Genomic DNA, 18,310 nt, shown 5'->3' on the forward strand with positions numbered 1-18,310 from the left:
CACATAATGGCTACAACGAACATGAAAGAAAACATCATCGGCGTCGACATCGGAGGCACCAAATGCGCCGTCACCTACGGACAGCAGGAGGGCAACCGGGTAACGATCCTCGATAAGGAGTGTTTCCGCACCTCCGACGTCGCCCGGACCATAGAGCAGCTCAAAACCAGCATCCGGAACGTCATGGGACGCCACGGCCTCGACGCGGGCAACACCCGGGCCATCGGCATCAGCTGCGGAGGCCCGCTGGACAGCCGCACGGGTGTGGTGATGTCGCCCCCCAACCTGCCCGGCTGGGACAACATCCCCATCGTCGAAATCTTCGGAAAGGAGTTCGGCATCCGCACCGCCATCCACAACGACGCCAACGCCTGCGCGCTGGCCGAATGGCAGTTCGGAGCCGGGGCGGGCACCCGGAACATGGTCTTCCTGACCTTCGGCACGGGCCTCGGCGCCGGGCTGATCCTCGACGGACGCATCTACACCGGAACCAACGACAACGCCGGGGAGCTGGGGCACATCCGCCTGAGCGATTTCGGGCCCGTGGGTTACGGCAAATGCGGCTCGTTCGAAGGATTCTGCAGCGGCGGCGGCATCCGCCAGCTGGCGCAGTTCGCCGTAAAGGAGCGCCTGCAGATGGGCGAAAAGGTCGCGTGGTGCCCCGAGGGCGATACCGACAGGATCGACGCCCGGCTGGTGGCACAGGCCGCCGCAGACGGCGACGCCCTGGCGATGGAAATCTACCGCACTTCGGCCCGCTACCTGGGCAGGGGGCTGTCGATCGTCATCGACCTGATCAACCCCGAGATGATCGTCATCGGCAGCATCTACGCCCGCAACGAGAGCCTGATGAAACCCTATATGGAGGAGGTCGTCGCCCGCGAAGCGCTCTCCCACGCCCGGCGTGTCTGCCGCGTGGTTCCCGCGGCGTTGGGCGAGGCGATCGGCGACTATGCGGCGCTGTCGGTGGCCGCCAACGCATAAAACCGTACGAAGATGAAACGGCAGATTATCGAACACAGCCTCCGCGAGGCGAACGACGCGCTGGCGGATTTCCTCGCCTCGCCCCGGACCCTTCCGACGATGGAGGCGATCGTAGACACAATGGCCGAAGCGCTCCGCAGCGGCTGCAAGATCATGAGCTGCGGCAACGGCGGTTCGCTGTGCGACGCCGCCCATTTCGCCGAGGAGCTCACCGGACGTTTCCGCGAGAACCGACGCCCGCTGGCGGCCATGGCCATCAACGATCCGGCCTACATGACCTGCGTGGGCAACGACTTCTCGTTCGGGGACATTTTCGTCCGCTGGGTCGAGGCGTTCGGCAAACCCGGCGACGTGCTGCTGGCCATCTCGACCAGCGGCAATTCGCAGAACGTCGTCGCCGCGGCCGCGGCGGCCCGCCGCCTGGGCATGAAGGTCGTGGCGCTCACCGCCGAAGGCCCCTCCCGGCTGGCCGAAACGGCCGACGTGGCGCTTCTGGCCCCCCGCACGCCCCATTCGGACCGCATTCAGGAGATACACATCAAAGTTATCCACATCGTGATCGAAGCCCTCGAAAAAGAGCTGGGCTTCTGACCGCACAAGACATGACACCCTAAATTCCAACCTATTATGAAAAAAATCTTTTCCGCCATTGCCGTCCTGACGGCATTCGCAACGGTCGCCGTCTCGTGCAGCGACGACGACACGAAAGAAGTCGAGACAATTCCCGTCGCCGAAGTCAAGGTCACCCCGGCGACCGGCAGCGTCGTCGCAGGGACCACCCTCACCCTGAAAGCCGAAGTGCTGCCCGAGAACGCTACGGACAAGAGCGTGAAGTGGATATCCCGCACGCCGGAAACCGCTACGGTAGACGAATCGACAGGCGTCGTGACCGGCGTGGCCGAGGGTGAAGCCGTGATCATGGCACTCTGCGGCGGCAAAAACGGCAAGGCGACGCTCACCGTCACCCCGGCCCCGATCCGTGTCGAAAAGATCGAACTCTCGAAGACCGAACTGGCCCTGTTCGTCGGCAAGACCGAGAAACTGACCTACACGATCAACCCCGAGAACGCCACCAACCAGGAAGCCGCATGGGATTCGAGCGACAAGACGGTTGCGACCATCGCCGACGACGGTACCGTGACGGCCCTGACCGAAGGTACGACGGACATCACCCTGACCATCGACGAGAAGACCGCGACCTGCAAGGTGACCGTATCGAGTCCCGCGATCGAAGGCATAACGATACCCTACCTGAGCGAAATTCAAGGCAATACCGTCACAATGACCGCTCCGGGCTTCAAGGCCGGCGACAAGGTGAAGATCGAGGCGGTGGCCGGAGATGAATACAGCGCCGAAGCCGATGTCGCCAACGTAACCGCCCAGAATGCGACGTTCGAACTGCCTGCCGCCGCATCGCGCGACCGTTCCTACAAGCTGACCGTGCTACGCGGCGGCGTGAAACAGGCCGAAGCCTACTTGCATCCGGACGATCAATTCGTAGCGATACCCTATCATCTGGGCTATTACCTGACGGGCGAGGACGAAGTGGTTCCCACCGATCCCTCGATGCGTGCCAACGAAGAGGGTATTACCCGCCGCAGCTACATGCCGGGCAGGATCGTCGATTACAACGAGGAGACCAAAGAGTTCCGGGTATGGAAAAAGGATGCCGCCCTCGCCGGCTTCACCGCCGAGACGCTCGACCTCACCTATGCGACAGGAGTCACTTCGATCAAACCGCTGACCGACCTCTACGGGCCTCTGACGAGCGTGAACCGCGTCTACGTCGCCAACTCGTCGATCGAATCGCTCGACATGACCCAGTTCCCCAACGCCACGCTGCTGCACGCCTGGGGCGACGCAGGATCGGGGCTCAACAAGATCGCAAGCATCAATTTCGGCACTTATACCGATGACGAGCACGCCTGCAAAGTGACGCAGATGTATCTGTCCTCGCAGTCGCTCACCGGAACCATCGACCTGCGCAACTGCATCGCCCTGAACGAACTGAGGCTCGACGGCAATCAGCTCGAAGGCATCAACCTCGGCACGGCCAACGGCGACAGCTCGGACAAGGACCGCATGCTGGTCGTATATTCGATCAGCGCGAAAAACAACAAGCTCAAAGAGATCGACATCTCGAACTGCGGCCGTCTGCGCCAGCTCTGGCTCGACGGCAACAAGATCGAACGGGCTCGCCTGCTGAACAACGCCCTGGGCGAAGGCTACAACAGCCAGCGTCCCGACTCGTGGTTCCCCTACATGTACATCCTCAAAAACAAGGAGGACTTCACGATCACCTGGGCGACGGCCGCCGATGCCGAAGGCCGCGAACGCCATATCGACGTTGAACACTACTGGTACCGGAACCTGTCGTCCGCGAACAAGGGCGAGAACGGCGAAAAGCCCGGTTACGACAAATGGGTGGACAACAACCCCGTGATCCAGGCACTCAAAGACGGCTTCACCGTTACCGATTGGAGCTACGCACTGGAGGGTTACGACGGCGGCGGCGTCAAGATCAAACACACGCATACCACGATCGACGATCTCTGCCCTGCGGAACAGGATGCCGAATGATAAAAAACCGAATTACAAACCCTGAAAACAGACGATGAAACCCGTAATCAATTACCGACGTACCATCATCGCCCTGACAAGTGCCCTGTTGCTGGCGCTGGGAGCAATCCCAGCGTCAGCGCAGGTGCGTTTGCACATGCAAGGCGACAAGACAGACATCGCCCGCTGGATCGACAGCCGCTTCGCCAAAGGCCAACTGCCGCCGTTCTCATTCATCCTGGACGAGAAGCCGTCGGAGGAGTTCCTCCGCTCGTGGCGCTGGAGCCGCACGGCGCCCGCATCGACGGACAAGAATGTCGTACTGCGCACGTTCACCTACACCGACCCCCGCAGCGGACTCGAAGTGGTCTGCGATGTCAAGGGGTACCCCGAGTTCCGGGCCGTGGAATGGGTGCTGCATTTCCGCAATACGTCGGCAGAGAATTCCGGGCAACTTACACGCGTGAAGATCGCGGATTTCGACATGGTCTACCCCGCCGCCGGAGCGCTGAAAATCCACTATGCCGAAGGCAACAAGATTTCAAAGGCCGACTATGCGCCCCGCACCGCGGAGTTCCGCACGGAGCAGCCGTTGCACATCGAACCCCACGGAGGCCGTTCGTCGGAGGAGGCGTTTCCCTTCTTCAACCTCGAATCCGAAGCTTCGCGGCAGGGCGTGATGGTCGCCGTCGGCTGGACCGGAACGTGGTTCGCCGACCTCGAGAAGCGTGACCCGAGCCGCCTGACGCTGGCCGCGGGCATGCTGAACACCGATCTATACCTCTATCCGGGCGAGCAGATCCGCACGCCCTCGGTCGCCCTGATGTTCTGGAGCGGCGACCGCATGAACGGACACAACCGTTTCCGCCGCCTCGTTCTCGCGCACCATTCGCGCAAGGTCGACGGCAGCCCCTTCTACCCGCTTTGCAGCGCTTTCAACTACCGCGACCCGCAGCCCTGCGGCGAATATTCGTGTCTGACGGCCGACTGGGCCGTCGCCATGGTCCGCCGCTACTCGATGTTCGAACTGACGCCCGACGTTTTCTGGCTCGACGCCGGATGGCACACCGGGGCCGGGGATTTCCGGCACGGCAAGAGCTGGGCCAACACCACGGGCAACTGGACGGTCGACCGGGAACGCTTCCCCGAGGGGTTGAAACCCGTATCGGACGCCGTGCACGAGACCGGCGCCAAATTCATGGTGTGGTTCGAACCCGAGCGCGTCGTGAAGGGCACGCAGTGGGCTACGGAACACAAGGAGTGGATGCTCGATACCGAATGGCCCGAAGGCTCGGAACAATCGACCTGGTACTTGTTCGACCTGGGCAATGACGAAGCGTGCGACTGGCTCTGCAAATACTACGGCGACCTGATCGAAGAGAACGGGATCGACTATTACCGACAGGATTTCAACATGCTTCCGGCCGGCTACTGGCGCGACGCCGACGAGCCCGGCCGCAGCGGCATCAAGGAGATCCGTCACATCGAAAACCTCTACAAATTCTGGGACTATCTGTTGGAACGCTTCCCCGGCCTGCTGATCGACAACTGCGCCTCAGGCGGCAAGCGCCTCGACTGGGAGTCCATCGGCCGCAGCGCACCCCTCTGGCGCAGCGACTACTACCACTACGATGACCCCGACGGTTACCAATGCCACACCTACGGGTTGAATTTCTTCCTGCCGATACACGGCACGGGCATCCTGCTGCCGGACCAGTATTCGTTCCGCTCGAGCCTCTCGTCGGCGCTCCAGTGCAACTGGAAAGTCACCGAGCCGGGCGTTTCGGTCCTCGACATGCAGCAGCGCATCCGGGAATACCGCGACATCCGCGAATACTACTACGAAGATTATTATCCGCTCTCGGGAACGGGCGACCTCACGGGTTCCGACGTGTGGCTGGCCTACCAGATGCACCGTCCGTCGGACGACTCGGGCATCGTGGTCGCATTCCGCCGCCAGGACGCTCCCGACGCGGAATACACCGTGCGCCTGGGCGGACTCACGCCCGACGCCTCCTATACCCTCGTGGACTGCGACACGCAGGCCGAAACCGTTCGCAGCGGCCGGGAACTGACGGAAGGGCTGACGCTTCGTCTCGACAACCCGAAGAGTTCGCTGCTGATAAAATACTGCAAAAACTGAAGCCCCACAAGCCATGAAACATTTGTTCAGACTACTGCTCGCAACACTCCTGCTGACCGCTGCACAGACCTCCGCCCAGTCGCGCCTGCGCATTCCCGCCAAAGGCGCCGAATGTGAAAAATGGGTCGCCGGAGCTTTCGCCAAAGGCAAGGTGCCACCCTTCTCGTTCGTCTACGGAGGCGTGCCCTCGGGCAAGACGATCGCCAACTGGAAATACACCGTCGAAACGCTCCCCGCAACGGAGCGGAACGTCACCGAGCGCGTCTACACCTATACCGACCCCGCGACGGGGCTCGCCGTCGAGTGCCGCGTGAAGACTTTCGCGGATTTCAACGCCATGGAGTGGGTGCTCCGCTTCCGCAACACCTCCGAGGAGAACACCCCGAAGATCGAGCAGGTGAAGGTCGTGGACATCATCCCTGAATCAACAGCCAAGGGAGCCTACCTGCTCCACTACGCCGACGGAAGCCACGTCTCGAAGGCCGACTTTCACGCCCGCACGCGCGAGCTGGCCGTGGGCGACGAGCACTCGATGCACCCGCAGGGCGGACGCTCGTCGTCGCACGCCTTTCCCTTTTTCAACGTCCAACTGCCCACGGGAGGCATGGTCGTAGCCATCGGATGGACCGGTAACTGGAGAGCCGACATCGCACGCCCGGCGGCAAATGCCGTCAGCGTGGCGACCGGCATGAAGAACCTGGCCGCTTACCTGCTTCCGGGCGAGGAGATCCGCACTCCTTCGACGGCCATGCTCCTGTGGCAGGGTGACGACCGTATGGACGGTCAAAACCTTCTGCGCCGCTTCCTGCTGGCCCACCACCACCCCACGGCCGACGGCAAGCCCGCCGTGTTCCCGATCTGTTCGAGCTTCAACTACGGCGACCCCGCCCCCTGCAACGAATACACCTGCATGACAGCCGATTACGCCACGGCCCTCGTGAAACGCTACAAGCAGTTCGATCTGCTGCCGCAGGTCTTCTGGCTCGACGCCGGATGGTACAGCAAGGCCGCCGACTGGAAGAACCACTACAACTGGGCCAACACCGTGGGCAACTGGTCGGTGGACAGCGTACGCTTCCCGCAAGGCCTCGGCCCGGTAGCCGACGAGGTCCACCGCGCCGGCTGCAAGTTCATGGTGTGGTTCGAGCCCGAGCGCGTGATGAAGGATTCCGACTGGGCCATGCAGCACCCCGAGTTCATGCTCGACGCCAGCAGCAAGGCGGCCCAGCCGGGCTGGGTGAAACGCGGAAGCGTCGATTCGTTCCTCTTCAACCTGGGCGACCCCGTGGCCCGCACGTGGTTCTGCGAGCAGATCGCCAAGCTCATCCGCGACAACCGCATCGACTACTACCGGCAGGATTTCAATATCGACCCCGAAGGTTTCTGGTACGCCAACGACCAGCCCGACCGCGTGGGCATCTGTGAAATCCGCTATATCGAGGGGCTCTACGCTTTCTGGGACTACCTGCGGGCCGAGTTTCCGGGCCTCGTGATCGACAACTGCGCCTCGGGAGGCCGCCGCATCGACCTCGAATCGACCTCGCGGTCGGCACCGCTCTGGCGAACCGACTACAACTACGGCGAACCGATCGGCTACCAATGCCACACCTACGGACTGAACATGTGGCTGCCCGTACACGGAACCGGCACGCACAAGTCCGACGCCTTCACTTTCCGTTCGAGCCTCAGCGCTACGATCATCTACAACTGGAAGATCACCAACGCCGATTCGTCGATCCCCGAGATGCAGCGCCGCATGGCCGAATTCGCCGCCGTGCGCCCCTACTTCTACGAAGACTACTACCCGCTGACGGGCTACGGCGACATGACGGGCGACGACATCTGGCTGGCCTACCAGCTCCTGCGTCCCTCGGACCAGACGGGCTATGTGGTGGCTTTCCGCCGCGAACTCTCGCCCGACGAACGGAAAGTCGTGCGTTTCCGCGGACTGGAACCCGAAGCGACCTACGTGTTGGAAAACGCCGACAACGGCGACCGCGTGGAGGCCACGGGCCGGCAACTGATGGACGGTTTCACGATGAGCATCGGACAGCCCCGCTCGTCGTTGTTGATCAAATACGGTAAAAAATAAAGCCATGTTGCGCAAACTGTTTCTTTCATTGCTTTTCGCCGCCGGCTGTTTCCCGCTGTCGGCTGCGCGTCCGGGTTTCACGCTTTGGCAACTGCCTCCGCAGGGACCGTCGCAAATGAACTCCTACGTAATCCGCACCGACGCGGGGCGCGTCGCAGTGATCGACGGCGGCACGGCGGCCGACGCCCCCTATCTGCGGGGGTTCCTCGCGGCGCTGGGCAACCGCGTGGAGTGGTGGTTCGTGACGCATCCCCACATCGACCACATGGGTGCCCTCACCGAAATCCTGCGCACGCCCGGTGGCATCGAAATCGGAACCATTTATCAGTCGCCGATGAACGACGCGCAGCTGAACACCGACCTCAATCGCCGAAAGCTGGCCGACGCCTACCTCGAAGCCCTCGCGGCCTCGGGCCTGCGCGTCGAGAATCTGACGGAGCCGGGCCGGGAGATGCGTCTCGACGGACTGCATCTCAAAGTCCTGCAAGTCAACGACACGACGACGCTTGTCAACGCCTACAACAACGCCAGCATCGTGCTGCGGCTTTGGGACAAGCGCAAATCGCTGCTGATGCTCGGCGACACGGGCGAGGAGAGCGGCGACCGTCTGCTGCGCAGCGTTCCGCAGGAGGAACTCGACTGCGACTATATCCAGATGGCCCACCACGGGCAGATGGGCGTGCGCGAAGAGTTCTACCGCACGGTCCGCTTCCGCGCCTGCCTCTGGCCGACGCCCCTGTGGGTGTGGAACAACGATGTGGGCGAAGGCTACGACACAGCGTGGATGAAGACCCCCGAGACCCGCCGCTGGATGGACGAAAAGGGAATCACCGAGCACCACTGCGCCTGGCAGGGGCTCGTCAAAATCGAATAGACAAGCAAAAAAACTAACACCCTAAACCATGAAAAGCAACATTCTGCGTTACGCGATGCTGGTCTGCCTGAGTGCATCGGCAGTCACCGTATCGTGTTCGGAAAGCAAATCGGGCGAGACACCCGACGACCCCGGCAAACTGACGGCAATCACCCTTACGCCTTCGCCCCTCTCGCTGACCGTCGGGCAGACCGCTCAGCTGACCGCAACGGCCACACCCGCAACGGCTTCGCTCGAAGGGCTCCGCTGGTCGAGCGAAGATCCGAAGATCGCCCGGGCCGGCGACGACGGAATGATCGAGGGTATCGCCGTCGGCAAAACGAACGTCAAGGCCAAGTGCGGCGACGTAACCGCCTCATGCGAAGTCACGGTTACCGCTGCGCCGATCGTACTCGAAAAGATCGAGCTTTCGGTGACGTTCGCGTCGGTCGCAGCAGGCAAGACGCTGGACATCACAGCGAAACTCGTTCCCGAGAATGCCGCAGTAGAGGGTCCCGTCGTATGGAAAAGCGACGACACCTCCAAGGCGACCGTCGATCAGAACGGCCGCATAACGGGCGTCGCCGAAGGCCGCACCGTCATCTCCGCGACGCTCGGATCGGTCAGCGCCAGCTGCGACATCGAGGTTTATTCGCCTGCCGCAACCCGCGATTTCACGTTCCTGCAACTCAACCTCTGGGAAGGCATCGCCAACGTCGCCAACGGTCAGGAGGCGCTGATCAAACAGCTCACCGAACTGAAACCCGACGCCGCATCGTTCTGCGAGTTCACCTCGGAGGATAACGCACGCACGATCCTGAGCGCCGTAGCCGACGAACTGTACAAACGCACCGGCATCCGCTACACCTACACCTGCAAGGGAGGCAGCGGCACCCGCGGCCTGCTGACACGCCACCCGGTGCTCTCGGCCGACGCCGTGAACGGCAACCTGTGGTTCTACCGCACGGTGATCGATTTCTACGGACAGCAGATGGCGATTTACGCTTCACACGCCTACCACATGTATTACGCCTGCTACCTGCCGCGCGGCTACGGCGACGGCTCTTCGCCCTACGGATGGGACAAACTCGCAGACGGACCGATCACCGACGTTGATTTCATCCTCGAACGCGAAGAGAAGTCCGGACGCACGCAGATCGCCAGGGATCTCACGGCTGACACCCGGACCCAGCAGGAACAGGGACGCCTCTGCATCTTCGGAGGCGACCTCAACCAGCCTTCGCATCTCGACTGGACCGAGGCGATGAAGGACAAGTACGAACACAACGGCTGCGTGGTGGCATGGCCCGTCTCGACGACTTGCTACGCCGACGGCATGAAGGATGCCTACCGGGAGGTCTATCCCGACCCCGCGACCCATCCGGCCGTGACGTGGCCCGTGCACAACAAGGACGCCCGAAAGGAGACGCAATGGGCTGCGGAGGCCGACGAACGCGACCGCATCGACTTCGTCTACTACCGTCCCGATGCCAAATTCGCCCCCAAAAAGGCTCAGATCATGGGTCCCTCGTCGATGATCTCCAAAAGCGCCGTGGTCGAGGACCAGTTCATCGACAAGGCCGAGGAGCTGATCGAACCCGTGGGCGGCGTATGGCCCAGCGACCACCGGGGACTCTTCATCACCTTCGAAGTGCAATTCCGCCAATAAAATCCTGAAAAACAACGGACACGATGATTAAAGCAACCATCCCGTTCCTCCTGCTCGCCCTGTTCGCCTGCTCGAACTCCGACAACGATCCCGACCCCGGCAAGGAGCCGGGTCCGGCGCCGGGCGAGGTGGTTACATACGGCAACGAATCTCTGGTGGCGGTCGATCCCGCAGGCAAAGAGATCGCTTTCGACTATCGCGCCCCGCGCGACAAAAAGGTCGGCATCTTCTACTTCATCTGGCTGGGCGCCCACGGCTACGACACAGGCGACTATTTCGGCGGCGACATCATCCCGCCGAAGGCCACGGACACCCGGTCGCCTTACGACATCAGCGAACTGGAAAAAGGCCACAGCGATCCGGCCGACATTCCTTTCGGTCCCGGAGGCGCCATGCACCATTGGGGCAAGCCCTATCTGGATTACTACGTCTCCAACGACACGTGGGTGATCCGCCGCCACGCGCAGATGCTTTCGGAGGCAGGCGTAGACGTGATTTTCATCGACGTGACGAACGGATACGCCTATCTCCCGGTAGTCAGGACACTCTGCGACATTTACAATCAGATGCTGCGCGAAGGCAATCCCCGACCGAAAATCTCGTTCATCCTCAACACGAATCCCGCTCCGGTGGTGCAGGAACTGCTGACGCTCTACGGCAACAGCGACTACGACCGCCTGTGGTACGAACTCGACGGCAAGCCGCTGCTCCTCGCACCTCCCGGAGACTACGGGGCCGGGGTTTCCGAGCGCCTCACGTTCCGCTACGCATGGTTCGACACCCAGTTCGGCTACGGCGGTCCCTGGTACGGCGACGGCACGAACCGCTGGGCATGGGGCGAGTTCTCGCCGCAGCGCAACGTGAAGGAGGAGATTCCCGTCATGGCAGCAAGTCATCCTCTCTGGAACATCGGACGCAGCTACACGGGCAATTCGCCCGAGGACAAAGGCGGCCACCAGCCCGCGAACACCACAGCCGAACAGCGCGCCGCAGGAACCTATTTCAAACAGCAGTTCGAACACGCCATCGCGTGCGACCCCGATCTGATCTTCATCACGGGATGGAACGAATGGGTGGCCCAGCGGCAGATCAGCACAGGCCCTCAACAATTCATGGGCAAGACGATCAAAGCCGGCGAAAGCTATTTCGTAGACTGCTACAACCACGAATTCAGCCGCGACATCGAACCCTGTGCCGACGATTTCACAGACGTTTACTATTACTACATGACCGACTACGTGCGCCGTTACAAGGGCGTCGCTGCGGTCGAGCCGGTGAATGAAGTCCACAAGATCGCCATCGACGGCAAATTCGACGACTGGGAGACCCTCGGGACCCGCTACAAGGATTACACGGGCGACACCCGGGCACGCAACCACTGGGGCTTCGGCTACAAGAACCTCAGTCTCGCGAACGACACCGGCCGCAACGACATCTGCTACGCCAAAGTGGCCACCGACTGCAAATCGCTCTTTTTCTACGTGGAGACCGCCGATCCGATCACGCCCCGCACCGGGCGCAACTGGATGCGGCTCTTCATTTCGGTGAAAGGCAGCACGGCGCCGGACTGGGAAGGATTCCAATGGGTCGTTAACAACAAGGTCACGGATGACACCCGAACCACGCTCCAACGTTCGAAGGGAGGCTGGGACTGGGAGGAGGCTGCGACGATCGACTATGCCGTGTCGGGCAACCGGATGGAGATCGCCGTCCCGCTCCGGGAGCTCGGCATCGCCGACGTGCGCAACTTCACGGTCGATTTCAAATGGATCGACAACGCCGTGACCGACGGTGACATCCGCGAGTGCATGCGCGACGGCGATTCGGCTCCGGGCGACCGTTTCCGCTACCGCTATATATTCAAGTATTAATCCGACAATACCCCGATTCAACCATGAAACAGTTCCTCATGACCGCACTGCTTGCCGGATCGCTCGCAGCCTTCACCGGCTGCAAGGACGACGACGGCGGCAAATCGCAAAACTACCCCTCGCAAATCCCCGCCGCAGAGAAGATTCCCGTGGTGGCATGGCACGGCGTACGCGCCTCTCACGCCAGCGTCGAACGTTTCCGCGAAGCTGAGCAGATGGGCATCACGCTCAACTACTCGCGCATGGGCAACGTCGAGACGGCCCTCAAATGCCTCGACTTCGCTGCCGAAACCGGTATCAAGCTCATCGTAGAGTGCGACGAACTCTATACGGAGAGCAAGCGTCTCGACGCCGTAACCCGGCTGAAAGACCATCCCGCGCTGGCCGGATACTTCGTCATGGACGAACCCCATCCGACGCAGTTCGCAAACATGTCCAAAATGATGTCCGACATCCAGCACGTGGACAGGAAGCATATCTGCTATGCGAACATCTTCCCCACAGGCGGCCCCGAACATTATGAGGCCCTCGGCGTGAAGGACTACAACGAGTACATCGACCGCTACATGGCCGAGGTTCCCGAAATCACGTTCCTCTCGTTCGACAAATACCCGATCATCAAGGACCCGAACGTCGCGGACAGCCCGCGGCAGATCCTCGGCGAATGGTATCAGTGTCTCGAAATCGTCCGCGACCGCGCACTCCGTTCGGGAATGGATTTCTGGAGCTTCATGCTCACCGTTCCCCACACCAGCTACCCGCAGCCGACGGTGGACGACCTGCGCCTGCAAGCTTACAGCAACCTCGCCTACGGCACGCAGGTGCTCCAATGCTTCACTTACTGGACCCCGACGGTAGAGAATCCCGAACTCTGGAAATACCGCAACGGGCCGATCGCCGAGGACGGCACCCGCACCGAGACCTACGACATCGTGAAATCGGTGCTCGACGAGATCCAGAAACTGTCGTGGGTCTTCCTGGACAACAAAGTAACGGGCGTCTACCACATCGGCACCCCGCTGCCGCTGGACACCCGCGCCCTGGACAAGCTCCCTGCCGAGATCACCGAACTGTCGGTGGGCCGCGAAACCAACACGGCGTGCATTTCGTTCTTCGAGAACCACGGCTACCATTTCATGATGGCGGTCAACACCGACATCAACGAAAAGTGCTACCTCAATGTCGGCACGCAGGGGCACGTGCGCCGCATCCGCAAGGACGGCTCCGTGCAGCCGGCCTCGAACGACCAGCGCACGCTGACGCTCGACCCGGGCGACATGGTGCTCTACATGTGGTAGCCGCCCGGTCCGCAGGACAAAATCCGGAAAAAACCGCACCCCGCACGGCTTTTTCCGGATTTTCTCGTATCTTTGTCCCGCAAGGTTTCGGAACGGGGATCGCACGCACCCCGCCCGATGAAAAGGGAATCCGGTGAGAATCCGGAACAGTACCTGCTGCTGTAAGTCCCCTCCCCTCGCGGGAGACGACGGTTGCCGCACGCTATGCCACTGGCCGAAAGCCGGGAAGGCGCGGCAACAGGGACGAGTCAGAAGACCTGCCTTGACAAGGATTCGCACCCGCGGGTTTCGGGCAGAGATCGAACGGCAGCTTCGTCATACGACTTTTCCGTCCAGTCGATTTCACCGTCCGGAGTCCGGTGCATACGACTTAAAAATGGCAAGCTATATGATCCGGAATCTCTGTTTTTCAACGGCAGTCCTCCTCCTGGCGCTGCTCGCATCCTGCAACAAGGACGACGTAATCACGGACGGCGGGCCCAAACCCGTCATCACGCTGGACAATCCCGACGGCATTTATCCGGTGAAGGTCGGCAAATCGGTGACGATCGCCCCGACGGTCGAGAATGCCGAAGGCGCCGTCTACGCATGGATTCTCGACGACGAACCGGCCGGCTCCGGACCCACTTTCACGTTCGAGGCCCGGGAAGCGGGCATCTATTTCCTCGTCTTCCGCGTCGAGACCCCGAACGGCAAAGCCGAAGAGGAGCTGCGCATCGAGGTGAACCGGCTGCTGCCCCCGGAGATCTCGTTCCCCGTCGGTGACGACCGGGTGATGGAGGTGGAAGCCGGACGCGAAACCACGATCGCCCCCACGATCGCCAACGGCGACGGAGCGACTTTCGAATGGACGCTCGACGGTGAAAAGACCGGCTCCGATGCGACCTACACGTTCAAGCAGAGCGACTTGCGCGACTATCAGCTGACCCTGCGCGCCGAAAACGAAGACGGCGAAGACGAAGCGAGCGTCACCGTCCGGGTCGTGGAGCGTTTCACGGTGACAGCCGTTTTCCCGGCGCCCTCCCTCCGGTTCGGCAAGGAAGGCACCCGGAATGTATCGCTGGGCCGCACGCTCTACCTGCGTCCCGTCCTCGAACATTTCCACAATCCGACATTCGAATGGACGGTGGACGGAAAACCGGTCGCCACCGAAGGCGACGGAGCCGTTTACGGCTTCAAATCGGCGGCGAAAGGCGATTATACGGTCGTCGTGAAAGTTACCGACGACGACGGCCAGACTGCGACAGCCACCGTCGCGGTGACCTGCTGCGACGACGAAATGTCGCACAAGCGTACCGGCGGAACCGGGCGGTTCTCGGACAAGGTCTACGAATACACTCCGGCTCCGGGGCAGTTCATCAACGAAGGCGGTTTCAAAGACATCACCTCGGCGGAAGCGGCCGCATCCAAAGCTCAGGAACTGCTCCGGCAAAACGCCGAGGAGAAAAAGAACTACTATGTGTCGCTGGGGGCCTGGGGCGGATATATCGTCGTGGGATTCGACCACAGCATCGAAAACAAGGGCGGCGACGACTTTTCGGTCACGGGCAACCAGTTCGCCCAGTCGTCCGAACCGGGCATCGTGTGGGTCATGCAGGACACCAACGGCAACGGGCTTCCCGACGATGAATGGTACGAACTCAAAGGCTCGGAATACGACAAGTCAGAGACGCTCAAGTCCTACGCCATGACCTACTACCGCCCGAAGAGCGCCGGCGCGGACATCCAATGGAAAGACAACCGCGGCAATGCGGGCAAAGTCGAACGGAACAACAGCCACACACAAGAGAGCTACTACCCGGGATGGATCGACGCCGAGAAGTACACGCTCTACGGCACGCGGCTGGCCGCCAACACGACGCGCCATCCGATCACGGGCGACTACTTCAACCGCCCCTACGACTGGGGATACGCCGACAACGCAGGCAACGACCAGGCCACGGGAGAGATTTCCGACGGCGACCAGCGCAAAAACTATTTCAGAATCTCCAACGCGGTGAATGCGGACGGCAGCGCCGCCAACCTCAAATACATCGACTTCATCAAGGTCCAGACCGGCATCAGCCAGAATTCCGGAGCGTTGGGCGAGGTTTCGACCGAGGTGTTCGCCTTCGAGGATGAGAATCTCTGAGAACACACCTGAAACAACAAGAGCGGCAGACTTTTCGGAAAAGTCTGCCGCTCTTGTTTCGGCCGGATGTATCAGAAGGTAAATTCGTGAACGCCGCCGGACACCGTAGCGACGATCTCTCCGCCGACCCGGATGTCGGCCGTCGTATTGGCCGGAATGGTGACTTTCAGCGTCACGCAGCCGCCGCACCGCCGCCACTCCGAGCAGATTTCACCGCGCACCGAGTCGTAGGAAGCCGCTGCCCAGTCGAGTGCCTCGACGAAATGAGGAGCGATGACGATGTGTCCGAACCCGGGGTCCGCCGGATCGAAATTGATGCCCGCCAGGTCGTTGACATACCACGCGGCGACATCGCCCAGGAAAACATGATTGATCGAGGCGTCGCGCCACTCGGGCGAGAGCATCCACGTCTCGGCCAGCGTCGTGAAGCCCTGGCTGACCCACCAGCCCCACGAAGGGCCCTCGGTCTGAGAGGCCATTTTATAAGCTGTCTCGACATGCCCGTAGCGAGTGAGCATACGCAGCACCGTCTTGCTGCCGATGGTCCCGAAATCGAGGAAATAATCGTTATCGGCGATCATGCGGGCGAGGTTGTCGGCCACGCGCTGCGCGTCGCTTTCGGGAACGATGCCCAGATAAAGCGCCACACCCTGCGCGGCCTGCGAACCGTTGGCATAAAGGCCCTTTTCAGCGTCGTAGTATTTCGTGTTGATCAGTTCACGCAGCTGTGCGGCCTTGCGGGCATAACGCTCGCCGTCGCGGCCCAGCAGTTCGGCGAAACGGGCCATCAGCACGTTGTCGTAGTAATAGAAACAGGTCGAGGTGTAGTCGGTCGGAGTCTGCGTTCGGTAGAAAACCCAGTCGCCGATGCCGTAGGTCACGCCGCCGTCGGCCTCCTCGCGCGTGGCGAGGTATTCGAGGTAACGCTCGCAGACGGGCCACATCTTCTCGACGGGACGCAGGTCGCCGTAATAGTTGTAAAGCGTGTAGGGGATGATGAAGGCCGAAGCGTCCCACACCGGGCCGATCCAGTCATCGTACCCCCACCCGGCCGTGGGAATGATGCCCGCAAGGCGTCCGGCCTCGTTCTGGTTGTCGATGAAATCGTCGAGCCACTTCTCATAGAAGGCCATTCCGTCGTAGTTGAGCAGCGCCAGGTCCATGGCCAGATAGCCGTCGGCCGTCCAGCCGTTCTTCTCGCGCTGGGGGCAGTCCGTGGGAATCGACGTGAGGTTGTTGAGATAGGTCCGGCGCGTCATCTCCCAAATGCGGTTGAACAGCCCGTTCGAGCAGGAGAATTTCCCGACCGAAGATACATCGGTGTGCATGAAACGCGCCGTGAGGCTCGTCTTGTCGAGTTTCACCGGGGCGCTCGACCGCAGTTCCACATACTGGAATCCGTGGTAGGTGAAATCGGGCGTCCACGTCTCGCGGCCTTCGCCTTTCAAAATATAGGTGTCAGTCTGGAAATCGTAACCCGGCAGGGGCTTATAGTAAATATCGAGATTGCGCATCTCGATGCGCCCCGAAGGCTGCACGAATTCGCCGTGGGTCATTGTGATCTGCGTGCCGCGCTCGCCCTCGATCTCCAAGCGGCAGAGGCCCGTAAGGTTGACGCCGAAATCGAACACCCAAATCGTGTCGCCGAACGAACGAACCCCGACGGGCTCCGTCTCGCACGTGGCCCGAACAGCGGGCATCGACTGGGCTTTCAGCAACGGTGAAGGGGCCGCGACTTCGACGGCCTGCGCCCACGCCGAATCGTCGAATCCGGGACGGTCCCAGCCGGGAATCTCCCTGCGGGCGTCGTAAACGTCGCCGCTGTAAATGTTGTTCGAGAGGTAAGGACCGTCGGCCGTCGTGCGCCACGAACCGTCGGAGCAGACGACCTCGTGCGTACCGTCGGCATAGTCGATGTGCAGTTCGCAGATCATCCGCGCACGTCCGCGCCAGCGGGCCACCTCGAAACTCCACGTGGCGACGGGCTGGATGGCATTGTAAAACCCGTTGCCCAGCACCGCCGAAAGGACATTCTCGCCCTCGCGGAGCCGGTCCGTAACGTCGTGCACGGCATAGAGATTGCGCTTGTCGTAATGGGTGTAACCCGGGTCGAGGAGATTTCCCGAAACGGGTTCACCGTTCAGGCTCATTTTCGCATAGGCCGCGGCGCTCACATAGAGCCGGGCGCGCTCGACGCCCGACCGCACGGCGAACGCCCGCCGCAGCATCGGCGCGGGGACGAAATCCTTGTCATGGGCATCGGTGATCCAGCGGGCCTGCCATTCGGAGGTCTCCATCAGGGCGGTTTCGAACTCCGCAACGGGCGATACGATCCGCCGGCCGCCGGCGTCCCACGCTTCGACCCGCCAGTAATAAGGGGTCCGCGAGACAAGCAGTCCGCCGTCGGGCATCGCGGCAAAAGGACGGCTGCCGGCGATCTCCCCGGAATTCCAGATGTCGGGAAGGTCCAGTTTCTCGGGCGCCGTAGCCACACAGAGGCGGTAACCGGCCTGCACGAACGCATCGGCATCTTCATAAGTCCAGGTAAAGCGGGGCGACGGAGTGTCCACCGAGATCGGCGAAGCGAGATATTCGCAGCGCATGTCGGCGATCGCGGGACGCTTCCCGCAGGAACCCGCCAGCAGCGGCAGGCAGTACAGCGCGAGCCAGCGTCCGGCGGTTCGGAGATTTGCAACATTCATCGGATCAG

At 61.6% G+C, this 18,310-nt stretch carries 11 protein-coding genes and 1 riboswitch; of the genes, 10 read left to right on the top strand and 1 reads right to left on the bottom strand.

Annotated features, from left to right (window positions below; translation table 11 throughout):
• Positions 1-21 precede the first annotated feature (21 nt).
• The 10 genes from NQ519_RS01490 to NQ519_RS01535 all read left to right on the top strand — a co-directional run bounded on the left by NQ519_RS01490 (position 22) and on the right by NQ519_RS01535 (position 15,600).
• Positions 22-984: an ROK family protein gene (locus NQ519_RS01490; RefSeq protein ID WP_019149838.1), complete on the top strand. Its 963-nt coding sequence runs from the start codon at positions 22-24 to the stop codon at positions 982-984.
• A 12-nt stretch (positions 985-996) separates the two neighbouring features.
• Positions 997-1,575 (top strand): D-sedoheptulose-7-phosphate isomerase, encoded by a 579-nt coding sequence (locus NQ519_RS01495; protein ID WP_019149837.1) that lies wholly within the window; start codon positions 997-999, stop codon positions 1,573-1,575.
• 36 nt (positions 1,576-1,611) lie between these two features.
• The gene (locus NQ519_RS01500; RefSeq protein ID WP_019149836.1) at positions 1,612-3,564 is read left to right on the top strand and encodes an Ig-like domain-containing protein; all 1,953 of its coding nucleotides are present in this window, start codon (positions 1,612-1,614) and stop codon (positions 3,562-3,564) included.
• 34 nt (positions 3,565-3,598) lie between these two features.
• On the top strand, positions 3,599-5,686 hold the full coding sequence (locus tag NQ519_RS01505) for a glycoside hydrolase family 36 protein (RefSeq protein WP_083870924.1): 2,088 nt from the start codon (positions 3,599-3,601) through the stop codon (positions 5,684-5,686).
• 13 nt (positions 5,687-5,699) lie between these two features.
• A complete protein-coding gene (locus tag NQ519_RS01510; RefSeq protein ID WP_019149834.1) occupies positions 5,700-7,778 on the top strand; it encodes an alpha-galactosidase in 2,079 nt (692 codons plus the stop codon).
• Between the two features lie 4 nt (positions 7,779-7,782).
• Positions 7,783-8,652, top strand: a complete 870-nt coding sequence (locus NQ519_RS01515; RefSeq protein ID WP_019149833.1) for a ComEC/Rec2 family competence protein — start codon at positions 7,783-7,785, stop codon at positions 8,650-8,652.
• A gap of 28 nt (positions 8,653-8,680) precedes the next feature.
• On the top strand, positions 8,681-10,300 hold the full coding sequence (locus tag NQ519_RS01520) for an Ig-like domain-containing protein (RefSeq protein WP_019149832.1): 1,620 nt from the start codon (positions 8,681-8,683) through the stop codon (positions 10,298-10,300).
• Between the two features lie 23 nt (positions 10,301-10,323).
• On the top strand, positions 10,324-12,171 hold the full coding sequence (locus NQ519_RS01525; RefSeq protein ID WP_019149831.1) for a glycoside hydrolase family 71/99 protein: 1,848 nt from the start codon (positions 10,324-10,326) through the stop codon (positions 12,169-12,171).
• Positions 12,172-12,194: 23 nt separating this feature from the next.
• Positions 12,195-13,469, top strand: a complete 1,275-nt coding sequence (locus NQ519_RS01530; RefSeq protein WP_019149830.1) for a hypothetical protein — start codon at positions 12,195-12,197, stop codon at positions 13,467-13,469.
• Between the two features lie 67 nt (positions 13,470-13,536).
• Positions 13,537-13,748: riboswitch (cobalamin riboswitch) on the top strand.
• Between the two features lie 109 nt (positions 13,749-13,857).
• On the top strand, positions 13,858-15,600 hold the full coding sequence (locus NQ519_RS01535) for a PKD-like domain-containing protein (RefSeq protein WP_044118678.1): 1,743 nt from the start codon (positions 13,858-13,860) through the stop codon (positions 15,598-15,600).
• A gap of 71 nt (positions 15,601-15,671) precedes the next feature.
• Here NQ519_RS01535 and NQ519_RS01540 read toward each other — a convergent pair whose 3' ends face one another.
• A complete protein-coding gene (locus tag NQ519_RS01540) occupies positions 15,672-18,302 on the bottom strand; it encodes a family 78 glycoside hydrolase catalytic domain (protein WP_019149828.1) in 2,631 nt (876 codons plus the stop codon).
• Positions 18,303-18,310 lie beyond the last annotated feature (8 nt).

It is taken from the genome of Alistipes senegalensis JC50 (assembly GCF_025145645.1).
GTDB classification, from domain to species: Bacteria; Bacteroidota; Bacteroidia; order Bacteroidales; family Rikenellaceae; genus Alistipes; species Alistipes senegalensis.